Below are 24433 nucleotides of genomic sequence, written 5' to 3' on the forward strand. Positions count from 1 at the left end.
TTCATTCACCCCTTAGGTGTTTATATTTTTATATACACTTAAAAAAGCAACAGCAATAATTATAACCTATTATGTATAAATATGTAAATCAATAAATTTAGGTTTTTATTGTCTTCTTGTATATGTATAAATAAAATAATTGACCCTAATCTTATTTAGGGTCAATTACACTTTATATGAAAACGCTTACTTTTGCAATTTATTTTTGAATTATATTTTTCTTAATAAATTAAAGCGTATCGAGTGCCGACAGCAACAACAATTATATCGACAGTAATATCTATAAGTTAGTGCGTATCTCTTGCTAACACATCACTCATGGTCAATAGGCGTACACTAATCAAACCTAAAATAAGTAGGGTATGGATGTGCTTATGCTCGACTATTTTTTGTGCCCCATGCTATGCAATAAGCCAAAAAAACGCATTCCTCCTACGACTGAAATTGAAGCAACTGATGAAAATAATAAAATCTTTTTAATGTTTAATGCTTTTTACAATGAATTAAACACTTGATTTTTAATGTTTGTAATTGCTTGCTCAATACCTTCATCATGTATATATACCTTTGCTATATTAGGCATATACATACTTTGTGCTAAAGCTTTATAATCTAGACTAAATTGTATTTTGTCTCCTAATTGATAAAAATCCTGATTTAATAAATCAATCATGACATGATCACTTGTTGCGCCTAATATTTTCACTTGATGATGCACAGGCGTAATTGTTTCGACATGCGTATCTAAGCTACCAATATCAATGATAGCTTGTAAATATTGTTTGCCTGTATCATAGTTTATACGTGGCTTAATCTCTACTATTTCTGCTTCTAAAATAATTGTATCTTGATATAACATTGCAATTGGATGATTTGTTGAGGTCTCAATTCCTCTGAAGAGCGTTTCGCCTATTCTCAGTTCGTTAACTTTACCTAAATCACTATAAGCCATTTGCGTTAACAAACTTGAATTCCCGCCTGATATGATTTTAAATCTTATATTGGTCACTTCTTCAATAGAGTTTACAAATTGATTAATCATTTTCACATCTTCCTCAGTAGGTGCATTCGACTGAAAACACATAAAGTTGAATGCTAACCCCGCAAGATTAAGATGATGCATCTGAATTATTTCTTTAATATAATCAATTACATCATAAGTTAAGATGCCTTCTCTTGCATCTTTCCAATCCACCATGAGTAAAATTTGGTGCTTCACTTCTTGTTTACCTGCAAGGTCATTTAATTGTCGAATCGTCGCTATCTCAGTTTGAATGCTTATATTCGTATAACGTACTACATCTTCAAGTCCATATTGATTTGTAGTGCCTATCATTGCAAAAGATATATTTGGATCTTTACTCTTCGTAATATTATCAATTCTGGCGTCTGCAAAGTGTGTAATACCGATGTCTTTTAACACTTCTATAATTTTGCTATCGCCAGCCACACACTTGGTTACAGGTGTAAAACAAATATTATTTTGACTGCACAAGGCATTTAATACATGGGCGTTATATTGAATTTTAGATAAATTAATCTGTAATTGTGCCATGTTTACACCTCTTTATATAATGGATTCTTTAATTTTATCGTTACGTACTGTTTCACTTTATTTTCCATTCTCATACGCAACAATGCTTTGACTGAAATCTTAGGTCCAAACAAAACTGCTTTCAACACTTGAGCATGTGCTTTTTGTGGATCTATTGCTTCGTATACTATGTCACCTACTACTTCGAATAACGCCCTCTCGTCTACTTCATCATATTTTGAAAAATGATGAATCAGTTCTGCGATTTGATTTTGAATTACTGAATGTTGAAATTTTTCGATCACCGCTTCAATATTTTCAGCAATGAGACTTGTATTCGTTATATCAATATGAGGTAATTTATACTTTAAAGTTTCTAAATCTATTCTTGAACCACCTAAATCTCTGATGATAAATTTCATTTGATTATTCGGTCCAAGATTTACAATAGTATTTTGCATATGCGCTTCCAAGGCAATACCATAATCTTGTATATATGCAATTAATGGTTTGATTAAAGTTTTCGCATAACTACACATAAATTGTTTGATGGCGATTGATGTAGGTCCTACTCCCATCCACTCCAAGTAACTGTCTACAATGACTTGGTTATCAACTGGATTTTTATTAACTAAACTAGCTGTCACCAATGTCGTCCCATTATCTGCAATATAAGGTTTGTGTCTCACTATGCAAGCCAATTGACGTGCGGCTTCGTCATCTATATTTACATGAATACCATAAGGCTCCAAGGCGACTTGTAATTGTGGGTATAGATCTAACATATCTTGTAATTCATAACTGAGTTTAGGCCCATCTACTGTCGTCACAGCAGAAACGGTTCTAATGGCACTTGTAGCTTGAATATTTACTGGTAATTTAATATGGAATGGTTTATTGATTAATGCCATTGTTCTAAATGATAAAGTTGCTTTGGATTCTATTTCAAATGGTGTGGGTAATAATCTTCCTTCTTTAATACACTTCGCAAATTGATGCACAATCACATTGTCATATTGCCATGGATGTACGAGTACTACTCTATAATCCTCTAGCTCAAACTGGTATGGTTCTAAAAATGCTTTAAGTTTATAACGATATTCAGGAATAATATGATTCAAAATATATTGTTCATCATCTTCCATTGACGTTGTAATACAATCTGCTTTATGAATAAGCATTACTTTTAATCCAATAATCTTTTCAAACTCTGGCGCATATAATTTCACTTCTTCCTTTGTTAAAGGCAATTTCGTTTTAGACAAGGGATGCGTCGGATGTCCTTCTACAACTATACTCTCCGAATAAGTTAAATCATTAATTTCTTCTGAATCCTCAAAATGTTTTAACCAGGTAAAGAAATTAATAGTTTCAGGCATTCTCGAAAATTTCAATGTTGCATGAATCAATGCTTGTCTATGAGAAAAATGATCATACGTCCATACAAAGCCATCTCTACTAGAAATCAGTTCTTCTCTCAATCTGTTGCTAATTGGTATATCAAATTGGTTGTCCAATACGTCGAGTAATTGTTCTACAGTTTCGATTGTCATTCTAGTGTTACCTTTGATATAACGTATCTTTCCTTTAAATACATATCTTTCCATATCACTTTTACGTACTTTATCCACTTGTAAAAGTTGTCCGTGATATTGTAATTCAATACAATCTTCAAACTCATTAACTATCATTTTATCAGGAAAAATATGTTCCTTAATAATCGCGTTATAAATACGGTACTGTACGTTTTTATCTGCAGTTTGCCGTGTCTGATCCGTCATACAAGATTGCCCCCATTTTTTCTCGGTCTATTTATAATACTGAATCATATTGTATTCACAAATGTATTCAATTCTATTATGCTAATCATATCTAAAAATTCTATTGTAAAGCGCATGATTATTGTACTTAAAGTAATGTACTTCTACTTTTTCATTTTAATATTCCCTATTTTCCCTCTATTTTCCAAAATCAACACGGTACTGAAAAATAAATGATACGGTGTTCATTCACTTTGAGATGTTAAAATACATAGAAGAGTGGTAAATATAAATGATGAAACTGTTATCTTTCATATTTCATACAATTTAGCTAAATAATACTATGCTAAAATCCGCACTTAATTTGATAATTGATAACAATTATCAATGCAACTAATATAGATTATATAAATACCTTATGCTTTTGTAAAATAATTTTAAGAGGTGCCTTATGAATTCAAACATAGACTTTAACAATTCAATTAACAAACTAACTAATGATGAACAATATGCCTTAACCTATTTAGAATCTATCAACGATGAATGGCGTGATGCATTTGTTAAAACGTTATTAGTCAGTAGAGATAAAATATCCCGCCGACTCATCACTTCTTTACATCGAGAAAACTTAATTAATAGTCGCGATTATAGTCACATAATTGCAACAAAAGATGCACCAGTAAACTTAGCAACTAATCAGGTACAAACATTAAAAATAGCTTTCCCACACACTCAAAAAACTTTATATGCACCTATTACTGGAATACATGCATTCGATAGAATTGATGTTGAAGGACCATTTTATTTTGAAAATAAGGATAATTTTGAAAGGATTTTACATCCAGAAGAGATATTAACTTGTATTTTAACCGAAGCACCAACACTTGATAATGATGCGAGTCATCAATTTAGAGAAGATATAAATAATAGCGTAGCTAATATGGCTATTTCACTTAGCTTTCAAACGATTACCTTAGCCGATGAAACTTTACCTCTTGGTCAAGTAATTATGGAAGCAGAAGATAGTTATTTAAGATCCGAACAAGCAGTCGTTGAAGGACATCCCTTACATCCTGGTGCAAAATTGCGTAAAGGCATGACACCCGAAACTACAATTAATTATTCTTCTGAGTTCAACAATGCTATAGGCTTAAAATTTATCTTAATGCATAAAGATATTGCAAAAGTTGAATCATTATCCAAAAATTACAATGAAACTTTATATGGTTTATTCGAAGACTTATATTCTGAAGTTTTAAAAGAGGTTGGTTCTGAGTTTATTGATACATACTATATCATGGTCGTACATCCATGGCAGTATAATAAAATATTAACCAATCAATATGCCAATGAGCTTAAAGAAAAACGAATCATTCCAATACGCTACCAACTTGATTATCACGTCGGTCTATCGTTTAGAACACTCATGCCAAAACTACCTATAACTTCACCCCACATTAAACTATCCACTAATGTGCACATCACAGGTGAAATTAGAACTTTATCAGAACAAACAACAATTAATGGCCCTCAAGTCACACAAATTTTAAATGATATTAAACATAACGATACCTTATTTCATAATATTGCCGGCGATACGATTGATGAAATTGCTGGCATCCACTTTTTTAAAACAGACGATTCACGTGATATCCAAACTATTAGAAGTGAACAATTAGGTTCGTTATTTAGAACTAATATTTATGATCTTATTGATAATAAAACAACGCCTATGATTCCATCAAGTTTAGTCGCCAACTATGCTTATAACTATGAAACACCGATCAATACACTTATCAAAAAGTATGCACAAACACATACTTGTGATTCTTATAAAGAAGCATGTATCGCTTGGATGGAACATTATAGCCAAGCACTAATTGATATTACGCTACCTTTATACATTAAATACGGCATCGCTCTCGAAGCACATTTACAAAATACTATCGCTACATTTAATAGTGATGGCTCATTAAACAAATTATATGTTCGTGATTTTGAAGGCTTACGTATTGATGAAGCTTATTTGAATCACCAGGGATATAACACTCAAAATTTTCATGAGAAATCCTTAATTTTAACGAATCAATCACAAACTGTTTTTAATAAAGTATTTTATTCTAGTATTCAAAACCATCTTGGAGAATTGATCTGTAGTTTAGCAAAATCAAGTGCTATTAATGATTTAGAACAAAGTATCTGGTCAACTGTCAGTGATCTATTGGCTAACAAGTTAAATGTCATTGCTGATACTATGGATGATCCTAAAAGAATTGATGCAATTCGAGCACTATTATTTGCGCCTAAAATTGACTATAAATGTGTAACAACGATGAGGCTAGAAGATGAAGCAGATATTTATACTTATATACAAGTGAATAACCCCTTACATCGGAGTCATGCATCTCATTAAAAACAGTATATCAAGGCTTTATTAATAATTAAAACAGGCTGAGACAAAATATATGTCTCAGCCTGTAGTCTTCGGCCAGTATTTTTCCCGTAGGAGTCGGACCAAATCACTGCCATTTTTTAAATAATATTATGATTCATTGATTGTATTCTTATAAAGGCCAACACACATAGAAATGAGTATAATTGAATTAGCAAAAAATATTCATTTCATATAAGCTTTAAACAGTGAAATGAATGAACAAAGATAGTCTCAAGAGAATAATATCTATAAACACAAAATAATTACTTTTATAGTAATTGGTTTTTCGACATTTTAAAACCGCTAAAGCAAATTACTTTAGCGGTTTTTATTTAGTTTGATACTCAATTAATTATTGTAAGCCTTTTTCCTCGTTATTTGAGCTTTGGCTTTTTTCATTTTTTTGAGACCATTCTTTTTTAGTCATTACATCTTCAACGCGCATGTTAACTTCAACTACGTCAAGACCAGTAATATATTTAACTTGTTCTTTAACTAAGTCTGTTACTTTACGGAAGATTTTAGGTGCTGATTCACCATATTCTAATATTACTTTCAAATCTACAGTCGCTTGTTTTTCTCCAACCTCAACGCTTACGCCTCTTGAAACGTTCTCGTTGCTTCCGAATGAGTTAGAAATACTATCGACGAATCCGCCTTTCATTTCTAAAATACCACTTACTTCACGCGTCGCGATACCTGCAATTTTTTCAATTACTTCATCAGAAAATGATAACTTATTTGAAAATTCCGGTTCTTGTTGTTGTTGTTGTTGTTGTTTTTCTACTTCTTGTTCATTAACTCCAGTTTGATTATTATATGCTTGTTTTGCTTTGTTATTATCTACTGCCATATTAAAATCTCCTTTGTCTTCTCAATTTTAAAAAATTTAATTTTAAGCCTTTTCAATATTTGAAAATACTAACTCCATCGATTTAAGAAATTTAAAAAGTCTTGCTTACGGTCTTTAGTATACCCGATTGCAATTCCAATCAAACATAACACTAAGATTAATATTGTACTCCAGAAACCAAGAGTTAAGAATAATATTGCGATAATCAAGAATGCTAAGAATCCAATGATTCTCCATTTAAATACTTTTAAGAAATCAACAACTTCTTGTGTAGAATCTTGTCCATTTTGGTGATTATTATTAGTCATGATAACCCTCCCTTACAACACACGTTTGCCTGAGGTTTTTTGATCTCTAACGTTGACCTCTAGTTTTGATACTGGTAATTCAGTAAAGTGTTCTACGTTCTGCTTAATGTCATTTCTAATTTCTTCCGTTAATGATTTAACTTGAACATCACCTGGCACAAAGAAATCTGCTTTCAAAGCAATATGTGATTTCTTCTTCTTGTTATACAATTTTGCAATCACATTCGGTTGACGAATTTGTTCATATTGTACAAGTGTATCGTATGCTGATTTTTCAACTGCTTTTCTCGATACATAAATATGACCATCATTGAAATCTTTGTAAAGTCCGGGTTTTCTATACGTAGGTTTAAACAAGCTGAATAGTAGTATCAGACCAATTAAAATAAGTAACAGCCGCTAAAGTTATTAAGGTCGGTTGAAACCAATTAAATTGAGTTAAGTAATCTTGATACTGAGTAATTCTAGAATCTTTGATATACATAAACAGTAAAACACCAACGATTACTACAATTAAAAGTCCTAATATGAAATTTTTAAGTCGCTTCACCTCGTATGACACCTCCTATGTTTCTAGATTATGTACTTGTCATATAAGACTAATACCCTTTTAAAAAATCTTAGAAACATTTTTATTGTATATTTTAAATAATTTCTATGGCAAAATAAGTTTGCTCTAGCTATTTCTCTTATGATCTTCAGTTGTTTCTATTTCTTTATCGTCTTGTTTTGCTTTATTTTCTTGATTTTCTGAATCCTCTTGATTTGCTTTACGATATTGTAAAAGCTGATTATCCGTGACAAGTAATTTATTACTAGGTCTCGGCTTTTCTATGGCTAAGGATTTAAAGAGTGACCATATCATTATTATAATGACGATGGAGAATGGTAAGGTCGCAATAATTAACAGGTTTTGAATCGATTGTGTTCCACCTGTGTAAATCATGATCATTGCAAATAGTGCTAATATAATGCCCCAACTGACTTTGACTAAACCAGAAGGATTAATACTACCTTTAGAACTCAACATACCTAATACATATGTTGCTGAGTCAGCTGATGTTACAAAGAAAATCATAATAACTATTAGCGTAACAATACTTAATACAAATCCTAATGGGAAATGTTCCAACGTGGCAAAGGTCGCCGTTTCAGTTGCCTCTTTCGCGATATTCGCAATACCATTTTGTTGTAAATAAATTGCTGATGCACCAAACACTGCGAAAAATAGGAAACATACAAGTGCCGGTACAAATAGCACCCCTAATATAAATTCTTTAATTGTTCTACCACGAGACACACGAGCGATAAAGATCCCAACAAATGGCGCCCATGAAATCCACCAAGCCCAATAGAAGATCGTCCATTGTTGTAGCCACTGGAATTTTTCGCCACCTGATTGCGGTATACGTAAACTCATATTAAAGAAATTAGCAATATAATCACCTAATGAATTGGTAAATGTATTTAATATCGTTAGTGTAGGTCCTACACAGAACAATAAGAGTAATACAATGAATGCTAATGCCATATTAATATTACTTAAGTTCTTAATACCTTTATCAATACCTGACCAAGCTGACCAAGTAAATAATAAGGTTGCTACGATAATGATAATCACTTGAGTCCCAAAATTAGAAGGAATTTCAAATAAGAAGTTCAATCCTTCATTGATTTGTAACGCACCAAAACCAAGTGTTGCGGCAACACCAGTTACAGTAGCGATAATTGCAAGGACATCTATCGCCCCACCGATAGGACCTTTCATCATTTTACTACCTAAAACAGGTATTAACGTAGCGCTGACTAATCCCGGATAACCTTTGTGGAAATTAAAGTACGCAAAAACGAGTCCCACGATACCGTATACAGCCCATGCGTGCACGCCCCAATGAAAGAATGAAAATTGCATCGCATCGTTAATTGCAGTTTGTGTTCCCGCTTTATGTAATGGCGTTAAAGTAAATGCATGACTGATAGGTTCAGCAGTCGTCCAAAAGACTAAACCAATTCCCATGCCCGCACTAAATAACATTGCGAACCATGATTTTAATGAAAATTCAGGGTCTTCGCCTTCTTCACCCAATGTAATAGATGAATATCTAGAAAATAATAGATAAATACATACAATTAATATGACTAATACAAGTAATAAATAATACCAACCAAAATTAACTGCTATAAAATTTGTAATAGTTTGAGTAACTGATTCTAATTGTTTCGGCAATATTGCGCCATAGAGCACAAATAACGTACAAATAGCTAATGCCACCCAAAATACTACCGTCATTTTTTTAAAATGCATAACAAAAATACACACTCCCTTTATTTTATGTAACATACATACCCTATCATACTTAATATAATCCATAATTGTAACCACTTTTAAGGATTATAAAAACTTATTTAAACACTGTAATTCGATTTACTAAAAATTAAATTATAATAAAATAACATATTTAAAAGCCTTCCAAACAATTATTCACCAATAAGGTAATTGTTTGGAAGGCTTATCTAGCGTATTAACTTCATAACACAGTAACATGACAGATTTTAATATTTATAACTTATGATTCTTGATTGAGTTGAATTACTAATTTACCAATCATGTTTTGATTTTCAAGTTGCTTATGTGCATCGAACAGACTATTTGCTGTTAAACCATCTATCACTTTATTTAATGTAGGTTGATATACGCCGCCTTCTATTTTTTCAGAAATATCCGTTAAATATTCACGATGTAAAGTCATATCTTCAGTTTCATGTAGTGGTCTTGAATACATATATTCATGTGTAAATGTAATACTTTTGTCTTTTAGTAAATTTAAATCTTGTTTATTTTTAAAAGCGACAATGGTTGCAATGATTCCTCTTGGTTTTACGAGTTCGATCATTTTTTCATAGTATTGGTCTGTATCAAACGTACAGAAAATATAATCAACTTCACTTATTTCATATTTTTCAAACTCTTTAATTAAATCATTTTTATGATTTAACACAATATCCGCACCCATATCCTTAGACCAATTATACGTTTCTTCTCGTGAAGCAGTTGTGATGACATGGAGTCCATGGTGTTTGGCTATTTGTGTTGCAATACTTCCTACGCCACCTGCACCATTGATAATTAAAATAGACTTACCTTTATTATCTTCTGGATTATGCGAAATTTTAAATATATCAAATAATGTCTCTGATGCAGTTAGTCCTGTTAAAGGTAAACTAGCGAGCTTGAGTCGCAGTTATATTCTTAGGTTTTTTAGCAACAAGACGCTCGTCAACAAGTTGGTATTCTTGATTAGAACCTTGATATGCAGGAGAACCCGAATAAAATACTTCGTCGCCAACTTTAAAATGATTAATCTCTTCACCTACTGCTTCTACCACACCGACAGCATCAAACCCTAGAATTCTTGGTGGTTGGTCAACAGGAGACTGTCTTATTTTCGTGTCTACAGGATTAATGCTAATAGCTTGTACGCGTACTAAGAGCTCGTATTGCGTTGGTTCCCGTCGTTCAACTTCAAATTCATAGAACTGATTTCCTTCATCTAGATCAAAACGAGTATCTGCACCTATTGCTTTCATATTACATATCTCCTTTAATGTTTAGATATTGTCTGACACTTGTACTACTTGTTTCCCAAAGTTATCGCCTGTAAATAAATTTCTAAATGCTTCTGGTATATTTTCAAATCCGTTCATGACTGACGTTTTTGTTTTTATCTTATCTTCTTGAACCCACTGTGCAAGTTGTTTACTCGCATTTGCAAAATCATCTGCATAATTTGCCACAATAAAGCCTTTCATTAACGCTTGTGATTTTATCAGGATGGGTTGAATACGTGGACCATGTTCAATCGTTGCATCATTGTATCCAGAAATTGCGCCACAAACAGGAATTCGAGCAAATTGATTTAAGTGTTTCATTACTTCATCAGCGATTGATCCACCTACGTTTTCGTAATAGACATCTACACCATTCGGTACTGCTTTAGCAAATTGTTCTGAAAAATCATCTGATTTATAATCCACACTCACATCAAAACCTAATGTTTCTGTTAAGTATGTTGTTTTTTCAGGGCCACCCGCAATACCTACAACATAAGCACCTTTTAATTTAGCAATTTGTCCTACCACAGACCCAACTGCGCCAGATGCTCGCAGATACAACAACTGTTTCGCCTTCTTTCGGTTGTCCAATTTTTAATAGCCCATGGTATGCTGTTTGACCCGGCATGCCTAACACACTTAAATATAAATGTAGTGGAACATCTGTGTTAGATACCTTAATAACATGCTTTGCTGGGACATTGCTTAGTTTTTGCCAAGGGAATTGTCCAGTAACAATGTCACCTTTTTCAAAACCATCTGCTTCTGATTCAATGACCTTCCCAACAACATGGCCTGATAAAGGTTCATCAATTTGGAATGGTTTGATATAAGAGTCACTATCATCCATACGTCCGCGCATATATGGATCCACTGATATATATAACGCTTCTACTTGAATTTCATCTTTTTTCGGCACATCTATTTCAACAGTTTCATATTTAAATACCTCATCTGAAGGAATACCTTCAGGTCTCTTAGCTAATACGATTTGTTCTGTATTCATTATATTGCCTCCATTCACTATTTTCTTTCATTTTATAGTGATACAACGGTGCAATCAATCAAATCGCTTATTCAACTCTATACGGTCATGTTATGCTTACTTTAAATTCATATACTGACCGATATAAAGTAATAAGGAGATATTTAAGTGAAACTAAGTATTTTAGATTATGTTCCAATTTTTGAAGGCCGCAACGCGACACAAGCTTTAAATCATACCGTTGAATTAGCTCAATTAGCTGAGTCATTAGGCTTTTATCGCTATTGGGTTGCAGAGCATCATCAAGTGTTCTCTGTAGCCTCTAGTGCGCCTGAAATGGTTATGATGTCACTCTTAGAACAAACATCTTCTATTCATATTGGAAGTGGCGGTATTATGCTGCCTCATTATAGTGCATATAAAATTGCAGAACAATTTAAATTAATGGAAGCACGTCACCCTGGACGCGTCGATTTAGGCACAGGACACTCACCTAGCTTCAAAAATGTAAATCAGGCTTTAAATGAGTCTAAAACAAAGGATATAAGTTACAAAACACAAATTAATGATTTAATGCATTATTTTAATGATGACAATACTCATAATCATCGTTTTAAAGGCTTACAAGCGACGCCATTAATCGATACGAAGCCAAGTATGTATATATTAGGTATGAGTAAACAAAGTGTCGCCATTGTCTGCGGAAAAAGGATTACCTTTCGTAGTTGCGCTTATGGGTCAAGCTAACCACAATATTGAAAATGTTATTAACCATTATCGTGGCTTATTTGAACAATTTCATCCTGAAAGCAAATCTTCTGTTATTATTTCTACGTTTGTAATTACTGCAGAACAGCAATCACAAATAACGCAATTAGAGCATGCATTTCATTTATGGTTAGTGCGCATTGGCTATTTGGATCAGCCTGAGTTTTATCCTTCAATTGAATTTGCAATGCATCGACAGCTCTCAACACGTGAACAAGATAAAAAGAATTTTAACCAAAATAGAGTGATTTCAGGTTTACCTAATGATGTTATGAAAGCACTGAATGATGTTGTTCTAGGATTTAATGCTGATGAAATTATGATTCAACCCCACGTTTTTGGTGAAACACAGCGGAAAACACTGCTAGAGTTAATTGCCAAGGAAAATATGACAAAATAATAAAAGCAACATATCGCACACATTTAACTGTCGGCTGATATGTTGCTTTTTTGCATGATATTTTAATTTAAAGATCTTTATCCCATAAGAATTCATTTATTTTATCTTGCACTTTTTTATTATTTGCTAGTTTTCCATGCTCTGCATTAGGGCCATGCACTTTAAATTCATCATATGATTTTACGCTGTCACCTAATAAATACTTTAATGACCTTGAAGATACATTAGTCACCCTACCATCTGAATCTGTGCCATCTTCTATGTCTCCATATATATTTAGCACATTTACGTTATCAGTATATTTATGTTTCATTGCTCGTAATTCTTTATAATCATCCATCATTTTATTAGGCTTACCATTTTTATCTAATTCAACATTTAATTTTTTACCATCTACATCTACCTCACCATTAAAGTTTCCAGCTAAATTTACTACTTTATTTAAAGTAGGTAGTTGTTCATCGTCTCCATAATTTAACATATAGTAACTAAATGATTTATTACTCATAGAATGTGCGACAAAATTGAATTTTTCAAAGTTATATTGATAGTTCGTAGCAATGATGACATTTCTTATCCATTTTGCATTTTTTTCTACATTTTCATTATTATTATCTTCTAACTTAATTTTAATAATTGGATATTTAGATTTACTTGTTAAGTTTCCATCGAATGTCACCTTTCCATCAGATGAAACATATGCTTGAATAACCTCTTTTGATGCACCTGACTTAATAGCTGAATTTACTAGAAAATTTCCTGAATCAGCTGAGCCTTTATATCCATGAAGATAAAATGTAGGTATCGCTTCCTCGGAATCACTTCTGACAGGATATTCGTTATTTCCATAATATTTAATTACTAAAATAGCTACACTTAATAAGGCAACGAGCAAAATGATAAGTAGTACTGTGTAGAAATTACGAGAGTTCTTTTTATCTTCCATGTAATCACGCCTTATATTATAGAGTTATTTTCTTTAATTACCCAACATCTTATCATACTTAACGTTTTAAAATAAATTTTTATTTTGTAATACAAAAAAAGCACTTTCCAATATAATTGGAAAGTGCTTTTTAATATCGAACACAAACTGTCTACACTAATTTGCGTACTGTATCTGGAAGCGAATAAGTTCGCAACAGTTGCAGTAGTAATATTAACGTTTTGAGAACTGTGGTGAACGACGAGCTTTTTTAAGACCTGGTTTTTTACGTTCTTTCATACGAGGATCACGAGTAAGTAATCCGACGCGTTTTAAAGAACCTCTGTATTCAGGATCTGCTTCTAATAATGCACGAGCAATACCGTGACGGATTGCTTGAGCTTGTCCAGTAAATCCACCGCCGTGAACGTTAACTAAAACATCATAGTTACCTTTAGTTTCTGTAACATCAAACGGTTGGTTTATATCTAAAATTAATGATTCAAATGGTAAGTAGCTACGTACATCGCTGCCGTTAACAGTAATGTTACCTTCACCTGGTACTAAACGTACACGTGCTACTGAGTTTTTACGACGGCCTGTGCCTTTATATTCAACTTGTGCCAATGTAATTTCCTCCTTTTAATTAACCACGTAACTCGTAGTTTTCTGGTTGTTGTGCGGCGTGTGGATGTTCAGCGCCACCATATACAAATAATTTTTTACCTTGTTTTTCACCTAAACGCGTGCTTGGTAGCATACCTTTAATTGAATTTTCAAGTAAACGTTCTGGGTTCTTAGCTTTTAACTCACCAGCAGAAATTGATTTAATTCCGCCTGGGTGGTTTGAGTGACGATAATACATTTTATCTTGTTCTTTGTTACCTGTAAAATGTATTTTTGAAGCGTTGATGATAATTACATAATCACCTGTATCAACGTGTGGTGTATAAGTTGCTTTATTTTTACCGCGTAAAATAGTTGCTACCTCTGAAGATAAACGACCAAGTGTTTTATCTTCAGCATCAATAACATACCATTTGCGCTCAATGTTTGATTCATTAGCCATAAATGTTTGACGCATATAATTGTCCTCCTAGAATAAATAAATGTTTCTTGTTTAATAGTTATTACTTTTAAGTTTAGATGTCATTTATTTTGTTAATTTTTTGTTCTTGTTCTACGTGCTTCTATATCTTGTTACACAATAAGATTCCGGGGCTTATCGTGGGTGATATAAAACAATACCGTTAGTAATCGTATAATTTTTAAGCCGTTTTGTCAATCTTATTTAATCATTTTGTGATGATTTTTTTGATGTATTTTTATATTACTACCAAAGTCATTGATTAACGCTGAAGGTGTCAAATAAATCCGCTCTAAATATAATCCTTCTGATGGTGCAGTATACGGCACCTGATTACGATCTTTCATCATTAATAGTTCAGGTACCTCTTCAGGATTACGCTTTCCTTTGCCAACTTCTAATAGAAACGCCATAAGCACACGTACCATATTATATAGGAATCCTGAGCCTGTGACAATATAATCTAGACCATTTTCTGTAATTTTAATTCGACTTTCATACAATGTGCGAACTTTACTCTCTACTTCTGTTTTTTGTGAACAAAAACCCGTAAAATCATGCGTTCCCACAAATAATTGGGCTGCCCTATTCATTTTTTCAATATCTAATGAATCAGTAATATATGTTTTTAAACCACATTGAAAAGGATCCTTATGCTCAGATTGATAAATTTTATAACGATAAGACTTACCGACACAATCATATCTACAATGAAAATCATCGTCCACGAAGGTTACATCATTCACATATACATCATCAGGCAAAGCGCGATTCATTACGTACTTCCATTGCGGTGCGGCGATGTTTAATTCCGTATCAAAATGAAAATATTGCTCTAGTGCATGCACACCTTTATCTGTTCTGCTACTTGGGTGAATTCGCACATGACGTTTATGCATTCTTTTAAGTATTTTCTCAAACTGTTGTTGTACCGTTCTACCATTTTGTTGTATTTGAAAACCAAGAAACTGACTTCCTTGGTATGAAATATTTACTAAAACACGCATCATGCATTACACTCCTATATATTTTAAAACAAACAATATCACTGCTATTGGTATTAGTAATGTGAGTACTAATACATCTGTCCATCGCCATTGCAACTTACGATAACTCGTACGTTGTTTTTTAGTATCGTAGCCTCTTACTTCCATGGCGATAGCTAAATCTTCTGCTCTTTGAAACGCAGAAATAAACAATGGTATTAATAATGGTATAAATGCTTTTACTCGATTAACCAATCCTCCAGCGCTTATTTCTGAGCCACGAGATTTTTGAGCTAAAATAATTTTATCTAACTCATTCATCAGTGTTGGTATAAATCGCAATGCTATCGACATCATCATGCTCAACAGATGTACAGGTATTTTAACAAGTTTCAATGGTGATAATAGCCTTTCAAATGCGTCTGTTAAGTCAATAGGACTTGTCGTTAGCGTTAATATCGTTGAAATCATAATGATGAACATAAGTCTCAAGACAATATAAATACCCTCTAAAATACCATTTGTATCGATGGAGATAAATGAAAGCTCAAATATTCTTGTACCACCTTTGGTTAGAAACAAATGCATTAGAAAGGTAAAGATGAGAAATATCCAAATTGGTGTCAATCCTTTTACTAAAAACCATAATTTAATATGGGCTAACTTCATAAAACTTAATATTAATAGAAACAACCAAAAATAAGTAGCAAACGAATGTGCAAAAAAGATTAATACAATAAATAAGAAGACAAATATCAATTTTGAACGAGGGTCCAAACGATGGATTATTGTATCTAACGGAAGATAGCGACCTATGATAAATTTATCTCTCATTTTGTTGCCACTCCTTATACATTTCAATAAATTCTGCTTCAGTTAATGCGATTTTATTAAAATAATATTGATGTTTATCTTCAATATCTCTTTGCAGTTTCACAATGTTTGGTACATCTAAATGCATTTGATTCACGTAATTCGTATCACTAAATAGTTTACGTGGTGTACATGAATCAATAAGTTTGCCATTGCTCATAATTTTAACTTCATCTACATATTTGGCTACATCATTCATTTCATGCGTTACAAGGATGATTGTTTTTTGTTGTTCTACTTGAAGTTTTTTTATTAATTCCATGATTTGTTTTCTACTCTTTGGATCAAGGCCCGCAGTAGGTTCATCTAAAATAACAATATCTGGATCCATTGCCAATATTGATGTAATTGCAATCTTTCTCATTTGACCACCTGACATTTGAAAAGGAGACTGTCGCAATACATCCCTATTAAAACCAAATTCTAATAGTAAACGAAACGCACGTTCTTTTACTTCGTTAAGAGGCATATTAAAGTTTTGAGGACCAAAAAGAATCTCCCTTTCAACCGAATCTTCGAATAGCTGTGACTCTGGGAATTGAAATACAACTCCTACTCGTTTACGTACTTGCTTTAAAAACTTATCTTTAGTCTTATGGGTGATTGTTATATCATCTACTTCTAACGCACCATTAGTTGGCTTTAAAAGGCCATTGAAATGCTGAATCAATGTTGATTTACCAGAACCAGTTTGTCCTATCACAGCATAGTATTTTCCTTGTTCAAATGATGTGACAATGTCTTCCAACGCGAGATACTCAAACGGTGTGCCATTTTGATATACATAACTAACTTGGTTAAAATGAACCGTCATAATTTTCTTACCAACCCTTCATAAGTTATGTAATCAGTAACGCCTAATAACTGCTGATTCATCCGCATTGAAAATGGAAGGTCTAAACCAATCTTTGTGAGTTCATTACCATCACTAAAAATTTCTTGTGGTAAGCCCGATTGATATACAGTACCTTCATTTAACACCACTACATGGTCGGCCTCTACTGCTTCTGACAAATCATGTGTAATAGAAATAATCGTAACATCTTTATCGTCTTTTAAACGATGAATCAATGAAAGTAACTCATTTCTACCAAGCAGGGTCTAACATAGATGTAGCTTCGTCTAATATAATGATATCTGTATCCAAAGCGAGAACCCCTGCAATTGCAACACGTTGCTTTTGGCCTCCTGAGAGAGACTGGGGTTCGTATGTAGCTCGTTCTAACATTTCTACGTCAGCTAATGCTTCAGGCACAATAGTCTGCATGCTTTCATATGTTACGCCATTATTTTCTAAACCAAATGCAACGTCATACTCCACTGTAGACCCTACAAATTGATTTTCAGGATTTTGGAACACAATGCCAATGTGCTGTCTTAGGTAATTCAAATTATCTTCGTGAACTAATCTATTACGCAAATAAATATCACCATCAAATGGTGATTCTATGCCTATCATAAGTTTGGCGATAGTAGATTTACCTGAGCCATTATGTCCTACAATTGATGTCCATTGTCCTTTTGGAATCTCAAAAGATACATCATTTAACGCAAATCGTTCATCACTATTATATTTAAATGAAACATGATTAAATGTAATAATATTATCTCGCGTTTCCATATCAATTGCCTCCCAAAATTTATATTCATCTTTGTTGTATACTTATCCTATTTTACATGAAACTTTCTAAAGAAGCACTAGTAAAGTCTAAAGAAACACTGCTATAAAGAAGTACTTTAAAACTTTTATAATATAGCTCTTTTGACATTTGCGCATTAGTGTAAGTGTTCAACCTTTGCTAATGTGTTAATATCAGAGGTTCACAATTGATTTTCAATTGCATAAGGCCCCCTCAATTCATACAGAATTGAGGGGGCCTTATAAATAAAAAAGCGCGCACCCCATCATATTTTTGAGTTCACGCTTTAAAGTTTATTAAGTTTGATGGGGTACTCTGAGCTAGACAATATTTGTATGTGGCAAACATTATCGTTGCACTCATTTGCTTTATACATAGTAGTACGTATATTTAAATTAAACTAATTCGATAATTACTGATTCAGCTCCGTCACCGCGACGAGGGCCTACTTTAAGAATACGAGTGTAACCGCCTTGACGTTCTGTATAACGTTCAGCAACTTCACCGAATAATTTTTGTAGTGCAGTTTGAATTGATTCATCATCATTTAAGATTTCAACATTACGTAAAGTTTTAGCGACTTGACGACGAGAAGCTAAATCTCCTTTTTTACCTAAAGTGATTAATTTTTCAACAACACTACGTAGTTCTTTTGCACGTGCTTCTGTAGTTTCAACACGTTCACTAACGATAAGTGAAGTAGCTAAATCGCGTAACATAGCTTTACGTTGATCAGAAGTACGACCTAATTTTCTGTAACCCATGAGTTAACCTCCTTTATATTAATCTTCTTTTCTTAAGCCTAAACCTAAATCTTCAAGTTTATATTTAACTTCTTCTAAAGATTTACGACCTAAATTACGGACTTTCATCATGTCAGCTTCTGATTTATCAGCTAACTCTTGTACAGAGTTGATACCGCGCGTTTTAAACAGTTGTAAGAACGTACAGATAAATCTAATTCTTCAATTGACATTTCAAGAACTTTTTCTTTTTGATCTTCTTCTTTTTCAATCATGATTTCAGCATTTTGTGCTTCATCAGTTAATCCAACAAAGATATTCAAATGTTCAGTTAAGATTTTTGCAGCTAATGAAACAGACTCTTGTGGCGTTATAGAACCATTAGTCCAAACATCTAACGTTAATTTATCAAAATCACTACTTTGACCTACGCGCGTGTTTTCTACAGTATAGTTAACACGTTCTACAGGTGAATATAATGAATCAACTGGAATTACACCAATTGGTAAATCACTAGTGTTATTTTGTTCTGCTAATGCGTAGCCTCTACCTTTATTCGCAACGAGACGGATTTTTAAATGTCCACCTTTAGAAACAGTTGCAATTTTAATCTCAGGATTCAGTATCTCTACATCACTATCATGAGTAATGTCACTTGCAGTTACTTCGCCTTCATCTTTAACATCGATTTCCAAAGTTTTTTCTTCTTCAGAATAGATTTTTAATGCTAGTTTTTTGATGTTCATAATAATTGCAGAAACATCTTCAACAACATTATCTATAGCTGAGAATTCATGTAATACGCCTTCAATTTCAATGTATTTAACGGTCGCACCTGGTAATGAAGATAGTAGGATACGACGTAAGGAGTTTCCTAGTGTAGTACCGTAGCCACGTTCTAGTGGTTCAACAACGAACTTACCGAATTTAGCATCATCACTAATTTCAATTGTTTCAATTCTAGGTTTTTCGATTTCAATCATTTACAAATATCCTCCTTGATTACGTCGACTTGATTTGTACTGTAATTTCTCAGTGACCTGCGACAATAACAATAAAATTATACGCGACGACGTTTTGGTGGACGACAACCATTATGTGGAACTGGAGTAACGTCACGGATTGCAGTTACATCTAATCCAGCTGATTGTAACGCACGGATAGCTGATTCACGACCAGGACCTGGGCCTTTTACAGTGACTTCAACAGATTTCAAACCATGTTCCATAGCTGATTTAGCAGCAGTTTCTGATGCCATTTGAGCCGCGAATGGAGTTGATTTTTTTGATCCTTTGAATCCAAGTGCACCTGCTGATGACCATGATAACGCATTACCAAATTCATCAGTAATTGTTACGATTGTATTATTGAATGTTGAACGGATGTGAGCCACACCATTTTCAATATTCTTTTTCACTCTACGTTTACGAGATACTTGTTTACGTGCCATTTAAATTTTGCCTCCTTTACCTATTATTTTTTCTTGTTAGCTACAGTTTTAACTGGGCCTTTACGAGTACGAGCATTGTTCTTAGTCTTTTGTCCGCGTACTGGTAAGCCACGACGGTGACGGATACCACGGTATGATGAGATTTCCATTAAACGTTTAATGTTTAAGTTTTGCTCACGACGTAAGTCACCTTCTACTTTATAGCTATCTACTACTTCACGGATACGACCTAATTCATCATCAGTTAATTCGTTAACGCGTGTATCTGGTGAAACGTTAGCTTCTTCAGCAATTTTATTCGCTGTAGTAGTACCGATACCATATACATAAGTTAATGAAATAACAATACGTTTTTCACGTGGAATATCTACTCCTGCAATACGTGCCATAATTATTTACACCTCTCTTTATTAGCCTTGTCTTTGTTTATGTTTTGGGTTGCTACAAATTACCATTACTTTACCTTTACGTTTAATGACTTTACATTTTTCGCAAATTGGTTTTACTGATGGTCTTACTTTCATTTTAATACCTCCCTATATTATGGAGTGACGATTATTTATAACGATACGTAATTCTTCCGCGTGTTAAATCGTACGGAGACATTTCTACAGTTACTTTGTCGCCAGGCAGAATACGAATATAATTCATTCTGATTTTACCACTTACGTGAGCTAAAATCTCATGACCATTTTCTAATTCTACTTTAAACATTGCATTTGGTAAAGTATCTAACACAGTACCTTCTAATTCAATAACATCTTGTTTAGCCATTTATTAACTTCCCCCTTTTTGCAATAGTTGGTTATCGTCAACAATCAACTCTAACCATACGAGTCTATAAGTGTTGTTAATAAGTTTAACAAAATTAAAATGAATTACTATATCGCATTGTCACTCTTATTCAATTATACTTTCGACATTCCATAGACCGTACAAGTTGATATTATTTTAAGTTTTCTAAGATATCGATAACGTCTTCAGTAACGACTTTAATATCTCTTGAACCATCAATGTTTTTTAATACTTTTTTATTATCATAGAATTCTAAGATAGGTTTAGACTGTTTAACATTGACATTTAAACGATTTGCAACTGTTTCTGGGTTGTCATCTTCACGTTGGTATAATTTACCACCATCAAGATCACAAATACCTTCAACTTTAGGAGGATTGAATACAAGATGATAAGTTGTTCCGCATTTTTCGCAAATTCTACGACCAGTTAGGCGGTTCATTAATTCTTCTTCAGCTACCTCTATATTGATAACAGCATCAATTTTTCTATCTAATTCTTGCATAATTTCATTTAATGCTTCAGCTTGTTCAATAGTACGAGGAAAGCCATCAAGTAAGAATCCTTTTTTTGCATCGTCTTCAGAAATTCTATCTTTAACGATGCCCACAGTTACTTCATCAGGGACTAATTCTCCACGATCCATGAATGATTTAGCTTCTTTGCCTAAATCTGTTCCATCTTTAATCGCTTTTCTGAACATGTCGCCAGTAGATATGTGTGGAATTGGGAATTTCTTTACAATTTCACTCGCTTGAGTTCCTTTACCCGCACCAGGTAAACCCATTAAAATGATATTCATAAGTGCCCTCCTACAATTTATCTACCACCAAAGCCTCTATAATCTTTCTGAGTCACTTGAGCTTCAAGACTCTTCATTGTTTCAATTGCTACACCAATTACGATAAGTAAGCTAGTACCACCAAGCTGAATAGATTGAGGTAAGCTCATTACTTTAGTAGCAATGATTGGCAGAATCGCAATTACAGCTAAGAATATTGACCCTACAAATGTTAAACGATAGAGAACTCCAGTAATATATTTTTTTGTTTGTTCACCAGGTCTAATACCTGGAACATAACTTCCTTGTTTCTTGAGATTATCTGACATCTTTCCAGGATTGACTTGAACAAATGCATAGAAGTATGTGAATGCAATAATAAGCACCACATAAACAATCATACCGATATTACTCGATGGATTTGCCACGTCTGAAATCTTCTGCGCCCAACTAGCGTCAGGGAAGAACAATGTTAATGTTCTAGGTAACAAGAAGAATGCCATTGCAAAGATAACCGGGATAACCCCAGCAGCGTTAACTTTCAAAGGTAAATATGTTGCTTGTGAACCTAATCGTTGTGTTGATTGCTTTTTCGCATATTGAATTGGAATTTTACGAATAGCTTGTAATACAAATATTGCACCGACTGTTAATAATACCATTCCAATAACTAATCCTAGAACTTTTAACCATGCCATTGTAGTATCATCTTGACCTACGAATGACTGTTGATAGAACTGAATTAATGATGAAGGTAGTGATGACAAAATACCACCAAAGATGATAATTGAAATACCATTACCGACACCGAATTGAGTGATTTGATCACCCATCCAAATCAAGAATGCTGTACCGACTGTTAATACAACAGCGATTAATAAATAACTAAGGATTGATTGATCAATAATCAATTGACCCTTTAGATAATTATTAAATTGGAACGCCATACCAATTGATTGGATAAAGGCAAGTACAATAGCAAAATAACGTGTGATGTTAGTAAGTTTTTTTCTACCCGCATCACCTTGTTTTGCCCACTCAGAAAACTTCGGAACAATATCCATTTGTAATAGCCGCATCACAATTGATGCAGTAATGTAAGGCATTATACCCATGGCAAAGATTGAGAAATTCTGCAAGGCTCCGCCACCAAATGTATTTAACAAATCAGTGACACCTTGAGATCCTTGTCTACTGTCAAAAGCAGCTGGATTTACACCAGGTGCTCGGAATATAAGTACCTATCTTAAAAATAACTAACATTGCGAGAGTAAAAAAGATCTTGTTACGAACTTCTTTAGTTTTAAAGAAGCTCACAAGCGTTTGAAACATTAGATCACCTCGTGTGCTCCGCCTTTTGCATCAATAGCATCTACTGCAGACGCAGAGAATTTGTTAGCTTTCACAGTTAACTTTTTGTCTAGTGAACCTTTACCTAGTACTTTAATACCAGATTTTTCGTTCTTAACTACACCAGATTCTACTAATAAAGCAGGAGTTACTTCAGTACCATCCTCAAATTTATTAAGTTGGTCTAAGTTAACAATAGCATATTCCTTACGGTTAATGTTAGTAAAACCTCGTTTTGGTAAACGACGGAATAATGGTAATTGACCACCTTCGAAACCTGGTCTTACACTACCACCTGAACGTGATTTTTGACCTTTTTGTCCACGACCACTAGTTTTACCGTTACCAGTAGTCGCACCACGTCCAACACGGTTACGTACTTTACGAGAACCTTCTGACGGTTTTAGCTCATGTAATTTCATTTCGGCACCTCCTTAATTATTTTTCTTCTACTGTCACTAAGTGACTTATTTTGTTGATTTGCCCACGAATAGCAGGGTTATCTTCAACAACTACTGAAGAGTTCGTTTTTTTCAAACCTAGAGCTTCAACAGTTTTACGTTGTGTTTCTGGACGACCTATAACACTACGAGTGAGGGTAATTTGTACTTTAGCCATAACTTATTTTCCCTCCTTAATTGTATAATTCTTCTACTGATTTGCCGCGTAATTTCGCAACTTCTTCAGCATTTTTAAGGTTTTTTAATCCATTAATTGTTGCACGAACCATGTTGATTGGTGTATTTGATCCTAAAGATTTACTTAAGATATCAGTGATACCGACTAATTCTAATACCGCACGAACAGGGCCACCTGCAATAACACCAGTACCTGGTGTCTGCTGGTTTCATTAAAACATTACCTGAACTGAAACGACCATTAATAATGTGAGGTGTTGTACCTTCAACACGTGGAACAACTACTAAATCTTTCTTAGTCGCTTCTACTGCTTTTTTGATTGCTTCTGGCACTTCTTGTGCTTTACCAGTACCGAATCCAACGCGACCGTTTTTATCTCCAACCACTACTAAAGCAGTGAAACGGAAACGACGACCACCTTTTACAACTTTAGCAACACGGTTAATTGTAACAACGCGTTCTTCAAATTCTTTCACTTCTTCTCTACGAGCCATGTAAATGTCCCTCCTT

At 33.6% G+C, this 24433-nt stretch carries 20 protein-coding genes and 8 pseudogenes; 2 read left to right on the forward strand and 26 right to left on the reverse strand.

The window, feature by feature from the left end:
* Positions 1 to 493: 493 nt before the first annotated feature.
* Together ABLV95_RS08340 and ABLV95_RS08345 are read right to left on the reverse strand one after the other, a co-directional pair.
* Positions 494 to 1555 carry an alanine/ornithine racemase family PLP-dependent enzyme gene (locus ABLV95_RS08340; protein ID WP_427706764.1) on the reverse strand — a complete coding sequence of 354 codons (1062 nt, stop codon included), beginning with the start codon at positions 1553 to 1555 and terminating at the stop codon, positions 494 to 496.
* Positions 1556 to 1557: 2 nt separating this feature from the next.
* Entirely contained in the window at positions 1558 to 3315 is a 1758-nt protein-coding gene (locus ABLV95_RS08345; protein WP_427706762.1) for an IucA/IucC family protein, read from the reverse strand.
* Between the two features lie 430 nt (positions 3316 to 3745).
* Between ABLV95_RS08345 and ABLV95_RS08350 the strand changes: the two genes are divergently transcribed.
* Entirely contained in the window at positions 3746 to 5707 is a 1962-nt protein-coding gene (locus tag ABLV95_RS08350; protein ID WP_460875335.1) for an IucA/IucC family protein, read from the forward strand.
* Positions 5708 to 6080: 373 nt separating this feature from the next.
* On the opposite strand, the gene ABLV95_RS08355 is transcribed toward ABLV95_RS08350, so the two are convergent.
* The 6 genes and pseudogenes from ABLV95_RS08355 to ABLV95_RS08380 form a co-directional block, all read right to left on the reverse strand.
* Complete coding sequence (locus ABLV95_RS08355) at positions 6081 to 6581, reverse strand: Asp23/Gls24 family envelope stress response protein (RefSeq protein ID WP_460872821.1); 501 nt, start codon at positions 6579 to 6581, stop codon at positions 6081 to 6083.
* A gap of 68 nt (positions 6582 to 6649) precedes the next feature.
* Positions 6650 to 6889, reverse strand: a complete 240-nt coding sequence (locus tag ABLV95_RS08360; protein ID WP_002506999.1) for a DUF2273 domain-containing protein — start codon at positions 6887 to 6889, stop codon at positions 6650 to 6652.
* Positions 6890 to 6901: 12 nt separating this feature from the next.
* Positions 6902 to 7439 (reverse strand): annotated as a pseudogene (gene amaP, locus ABLV95_RS08365) (alkaline shock response membrane anchor protein AmaP).
* A gap of 126 nt (positions 7440 to 7565) precedes the next feature.
* Positions 7566 to 9194: a BCCT family transporter gene (locus tag ABLV95_RS08370; RefSeq protein ID WP_460875337.1), complete on the reverse strand. Its 1629-nt coding sequence runs from the start codon at positions 9192 to 9194 to the stop codon at positions 7566 to 7568.
* Between the two features lie 262 nt (positions 9195 to 9456).
* A pseudogene (locus tag ABLV95_RS08375) lies at positions 9457 to 10477 on the reverse strand (zinc-binding alcohol dehydrogenase family protein).
* Positions 10478 to 10498: 21 nt separating this feature from the next.
* Positions 10499 to 11507, reverse strand: a pseudogene (locus ABLV95_RS08380) (NADP-dependent oxidoreductase).
* Positions 11508 to 11654: 147 nt separating this feature from the next.
* On the opposite strand from ABLV95_RS08380, the pseudogene ABLV95_RS08385 reads away from it, so the two are divergent.
* Positions 11655 to 12654, forward strand: a pseudogene (locus tag ABLV95_RS08385) (LLM class flavin-dependent oxidoreductase).
* A gap of 67 nt (positions 12655 to 12721) precedes the next feature.
* Here the strand turns inward: ABLV95_RS08385 and ABLV95_RS08390 are convergent.
* From ABLV95_RS08390 to rpsE, 18 genes and pseudogenes are all read right to left on the reverse strand, one after another.
* A complete protein-coding gene (locus ABLV95_RS08390) occupies positions 12722 to 13600 on the reverse strand; it encodes an alpha/beta hydrolase (protein ID WP_427706748.1) in 879 nt (292 codons plus the stop codon).
* Positions 13601 to 13813: 213 nt separating this feature from the next.
* Positions 13814 to 14206, reverse strand: a complete 393-nt coding sequence (rpsI, locus tag ABLV95_RS08395; protein WP_460875339.1) for a 30S ribosomal protein S9 — start codon at positions 14204 to 14206, stop codon at positions 13814 to 13816.
* Between the two features lie 19 nt (positions 14207 to 14225).
* On the reverse strand, positions 14226 to 14663 hold the full coding sequence (rplM, locus tag ABLV95_RS08400) for a 50S ribosomal protein L13 (protein WP_002506991.1): 438 nt from the start codon (positions 14661 to 14663) through the stop codon (positions 14226 to 14228).
* 203 nt (positions 14664 to 14866) lie between these two features.
* Positions 14867 to 15673 (reverse strand): tRNA pseudouridine(38-40) synthase TruA, encoded by an 807-nt coding sequence (truA, locus tag ABLV95_RS08405; RefSeq protein ID WP_460876748.1) that lies wholly within the window; start codon positions 15671 to 15673, stop codon positions 14867 to 14869.
* A 6-nt stretch (positions 15674 to 15679) separates the two neighbouring features.
* The gene (locus tag ABLV95_RS08410) at positions 15680 to 16486 is read right to left on the reverse strand and encodes an energy-coupling factor transporter transmembrane component T family protein (protein WP_069817644.1); all 807 of its coding nucleotides are present in this window, start codon (positions 16484 to 16486) and stop codon (positions 15680 to 15682) included.
* Positions 16476 to 17339: an energy-coupling factor transporter ATPase gene (locus tag ABLV95_RS08415; protein WP_460875343.1), complete on the reverse strand. Its 864-nt coding sequence runs from the start codon at positions 17337 to 17339 to the stop codon at positions 16476 to 16478. Before ABLV95_RS08415 ends, ABLV95_RS08410 begins: the two co-directional genes overlap by 11 nt.
* Positions 17336 to 18146: pseudogene (locus ABLV95_RS08420) on the reverse strand (energy-coupling factor transporter ATPase). Before ABLV95_RS08420 ends, ABLV95_RS08415 begins: the two are co-directional and overlap by 4 nt.
* A gap of 414 nt (positions 18147 to 18560) precedes the next feature.
* Positions 18561 to 18929 carry a 50S ribosomal protein L17 gene (gene rplQ / locus ABLV95_RS08425; protein ID WP_460875345.1) on the reverse strand — a complete coding sequence of 123 codons (369 nt, stop codon included), beginning with the start codon at positions 18927 to 18929 and terminating at the stop codon, positions 18561 to 18563.
* 18 nt (positions 18930 to 18947) lie between these two features.
* Positions 18948 to 19891 (reverse strand): annotated as a pseudogene (locus tag ABLV95_RS08430) (DNA-directed RNA polymerase subunit alpha).
* A gap of 77 nt (positions 19892 to 19968) precedes the next feature.
* A complete protein-coding gene (rpsK, locus tag ABLV95_RS08435; protein ID WP_002506984.1) occupies positions 19969 to 20358 on the reverse strand; it encodes a 30S ribosomal protein S11 in 390 nt (129 codons plus the stop codon).
* A gap of 23 nt (positions 20359 to 20381) precedes the next feature.
* Entirely contained in the window at positions 20382 to 20747 is a 366-nt protein-coding gene (gene rpsM, locus ABLV95_RS08440) for a 30S ribosomal protein S13 (RefSeq protein WP_002506983.1), read from the reverse strand.
* A 21-nt stretch (positions 20748 to 20768) separates the two neighbouring features.
* On the reverse strand, positions 20769 to 20882 hold the full coding sequence (gene rpmJ, locus ABLV95_RS08445) for a 50S ribosomal protein L36 (protein ID WP_002482634.1): 114 nt from the start codon (positions 20880 to 20882) through the stop codon (positions 20769 to 20771).
* A 31-nt stretch (positions 20883 to 20913) separates the two neighbouring features.
* Complete coding sequence (gene infA / locus ABLV95_RS08450) at positions 20914 to 21132, reverse strand: translation initiation factor IF-1 (protein ID WP_001118443.1); 219 nt, start codon at positions 21130 to 21132, stop codon at positions 20914 to 20916.
* Between the two features lie 172 nt (positions 21133 to 21304).
* On the reverse strand, positions 21305 to 21955 hold the full coding sequence (locus ABLV95_RS08455) for an adenylate kinase (protein WP_002506982.1): 651 nt from the start codon (positions 21953 to 21955) through the stop codon (positions 21305 to 21307).
* Positions 21956 to 21972: 17 nt separating this feature from the next.
* Positions 21973 to 23266 (reverse strand): annotated as a pseudogene (secY, locus tag ABLV95_RS08460) (preprotein translocase subunit SecY).
* Entirely contained in the window at positions 23266 to 23706 is a 441-nt protein-coding gene (gene rplO, locus ABLV95_RS08465; RefSeq protein ID WP_460875349.1) for a 50S ribosomal protein L15, read from the reverse strand. Before rplO ends, secY begins: the two are co-directional and overlap by 1 nt.
* A gap of 16 nt (positions 23707 to 23722) precedes the next feature.
* Positions 23723 to 23902 carry a 50S ribosomal protein L30 gene (gene rpmD, locus ABLV95_RS08470; protein WP_021338399.1) on the reverse strand — a complete coding sequence of 60 codons (180 nt, stop codon included), beginning with the start codon at positions 23900 to 23902 and terminating at the stop codon, positions 23723 to 23725.
* 16 nt (positions 23903 to 23918) lie between these two features.
* Positions 23919 to 24417: pseudogene (gene rpsE / locus ABLV95_RS08475) on the reverse strand (30S ribosomal protein S5).
* Between the last annotated feature and the right edge of the window lie 16 nt (positions 24418 to 24433).

Source organism: Staphylococcus sp. Mo2-1, from assembly GCF_046721385.1.
GTDB classification, from domain to species: Bacteria; Bacillota; Bacilli; order Staphylococcales; family Staphylococcaceae; genus Staphylococcus; species Staphylococcus equorum_A.

What these genes read in the sequence shown, in the direction of transcription:
- ABLV95_RS08340 (WP_427706764.1), bottom strand. Translation starts at nt 1,555, where the DNA reads ATGGCACAATTACAGATTAATTTATCTAAAATTCAATATAACGCCCAT.
- ABLV95_RS08345 (WP_427706762.1), bottom strand. Translation starts at nt 3,315, where the DNA reads ATGACGGATCAGACACGGCAAACTGCAGATAAAAACGTACAGTACCGT.
- ABLV95_RS08350 (WP_460875335.1), top strand. Translation starts at nt 3,746, where the DNA reads ATGAATTCAAACATAGACTTTAACAATTCAATTAACAAACTAACTAAT.
- ABLV95_RS08355 (WP_460872821.1), bottom strand. Translation starts at nt 6,581, where the DNA reads ATGGCAGTAGATAATAACAAAGCAAAACAAGCATATAATAATCAAACT.
- ABLV95_RS08360 (WP_002506999.1), bottom strand. Translation starts at nt 6,889, where the DNA reads ATGACTAATAATAATCACCAAAATGGACAAGATTCTACACAAGAAGTT.
- ABLV95_RS08370 (WP_460875337.1), bottom strand. Translation starts at nt 9,194, where the DNA reads ATGCATTTTAAAAAAATGACGGTAGTATTTTGGGTGGCATTAGCTATT.
- ABLV95_RS08390 (WP_427706748.1), bottom strand. Translation starts at nt 13,600, where the DNA reads ATGGAAGATAAAAAGAACTCTCGTAATTTCTACACAGTACTACTTATC.
- rplM (WP_002506991.1), bottom strand. Translation starts at nt 14,663, where the DNA reads ATGCGTCAAACATTTATGGCTAATGAATCAAACATTGAGCGCAAATGG.
- truA (WP_460876748.1), bottom strand. Translation starts at nt 15,673, where the DNA reads ATGCGTGTTTTAGTAAATATTTCATACCAAGGAAGTCAGTTTCTTGGT.
- ABLV95_RS08410 (WP_069817644.1), bottom strand. Translation starts at nt 16,486, where the DNA reads ATGAGAGATAAATTTATCATAGGTCGCTATCTTCCGTTAGATACAATA.
- ABLV95_RS08415 (WP_460875343.1), bottom strand. Translation starts at nt 17,339, where the DNA reads ATGACGGTTCATTTTAACCAAGTTAGTTATGTATATCAAAATGGCACA.
- rplQ (WP_460875345.1), bottom strand. Translation starts at nt 18,929, where the DNA reads ATGGGTTACAGAAAATTAGGTCGTACTTCTGATCAACGTAAAGCTATG.
- rpsK (WP_002506984.1), bottom strand. Translation starts at nt 20,358, where the DNA reads ATGGCACGTAAACAAGTATCTCGTAAACGTAGAGTGAAAAAGAATATT.
- rpsM (WP_002506983.1), bottom strand. Translation starts at nt 20,747, where the DNA reads ATGGCACGTATTGCAGGAGTAGATATTCCACGTGAAAAACGTATTGTT.
- rpmJ (WP_002482634.1), bottom strand. Translation starts at nt 20,882, where the DNA reads ATGAAAGTAAGACCATCAGTAAAACCAATTTGCGAAAAATGTAAAGTC.
- infA (WP_001118443.1), bottom strand. Translation starts at nt 21,132, where the DNA reads ATGGCTAAACAAGATGTTATTGAATTAGAAGGTACTGTGTTAGATACT.
- ABLV95_RS08455 (WP_002506982.1), bottom strand. Translation starts at nt 21,955, where the DNA reads ATGAATATCATTTTAATGGGTTTACCTGGTGCGGGTAAAGGAACTCAA.
- rplO (WP_460875349.1), bottom strand. Translation starts at nt 23,706, where the DNA reads ATGAAATTACATGAGCTAAAACCGTCAGAAGGTTCTCGTAAAGTACGT.
- rpmD (WP_021338399.1), bottom strand. Translation starts at nt 23,902, where the DNA reads ATGGCTAAAGTACAAATTACCCTCACTCGTAGTGTTATAGGTCGTCCA.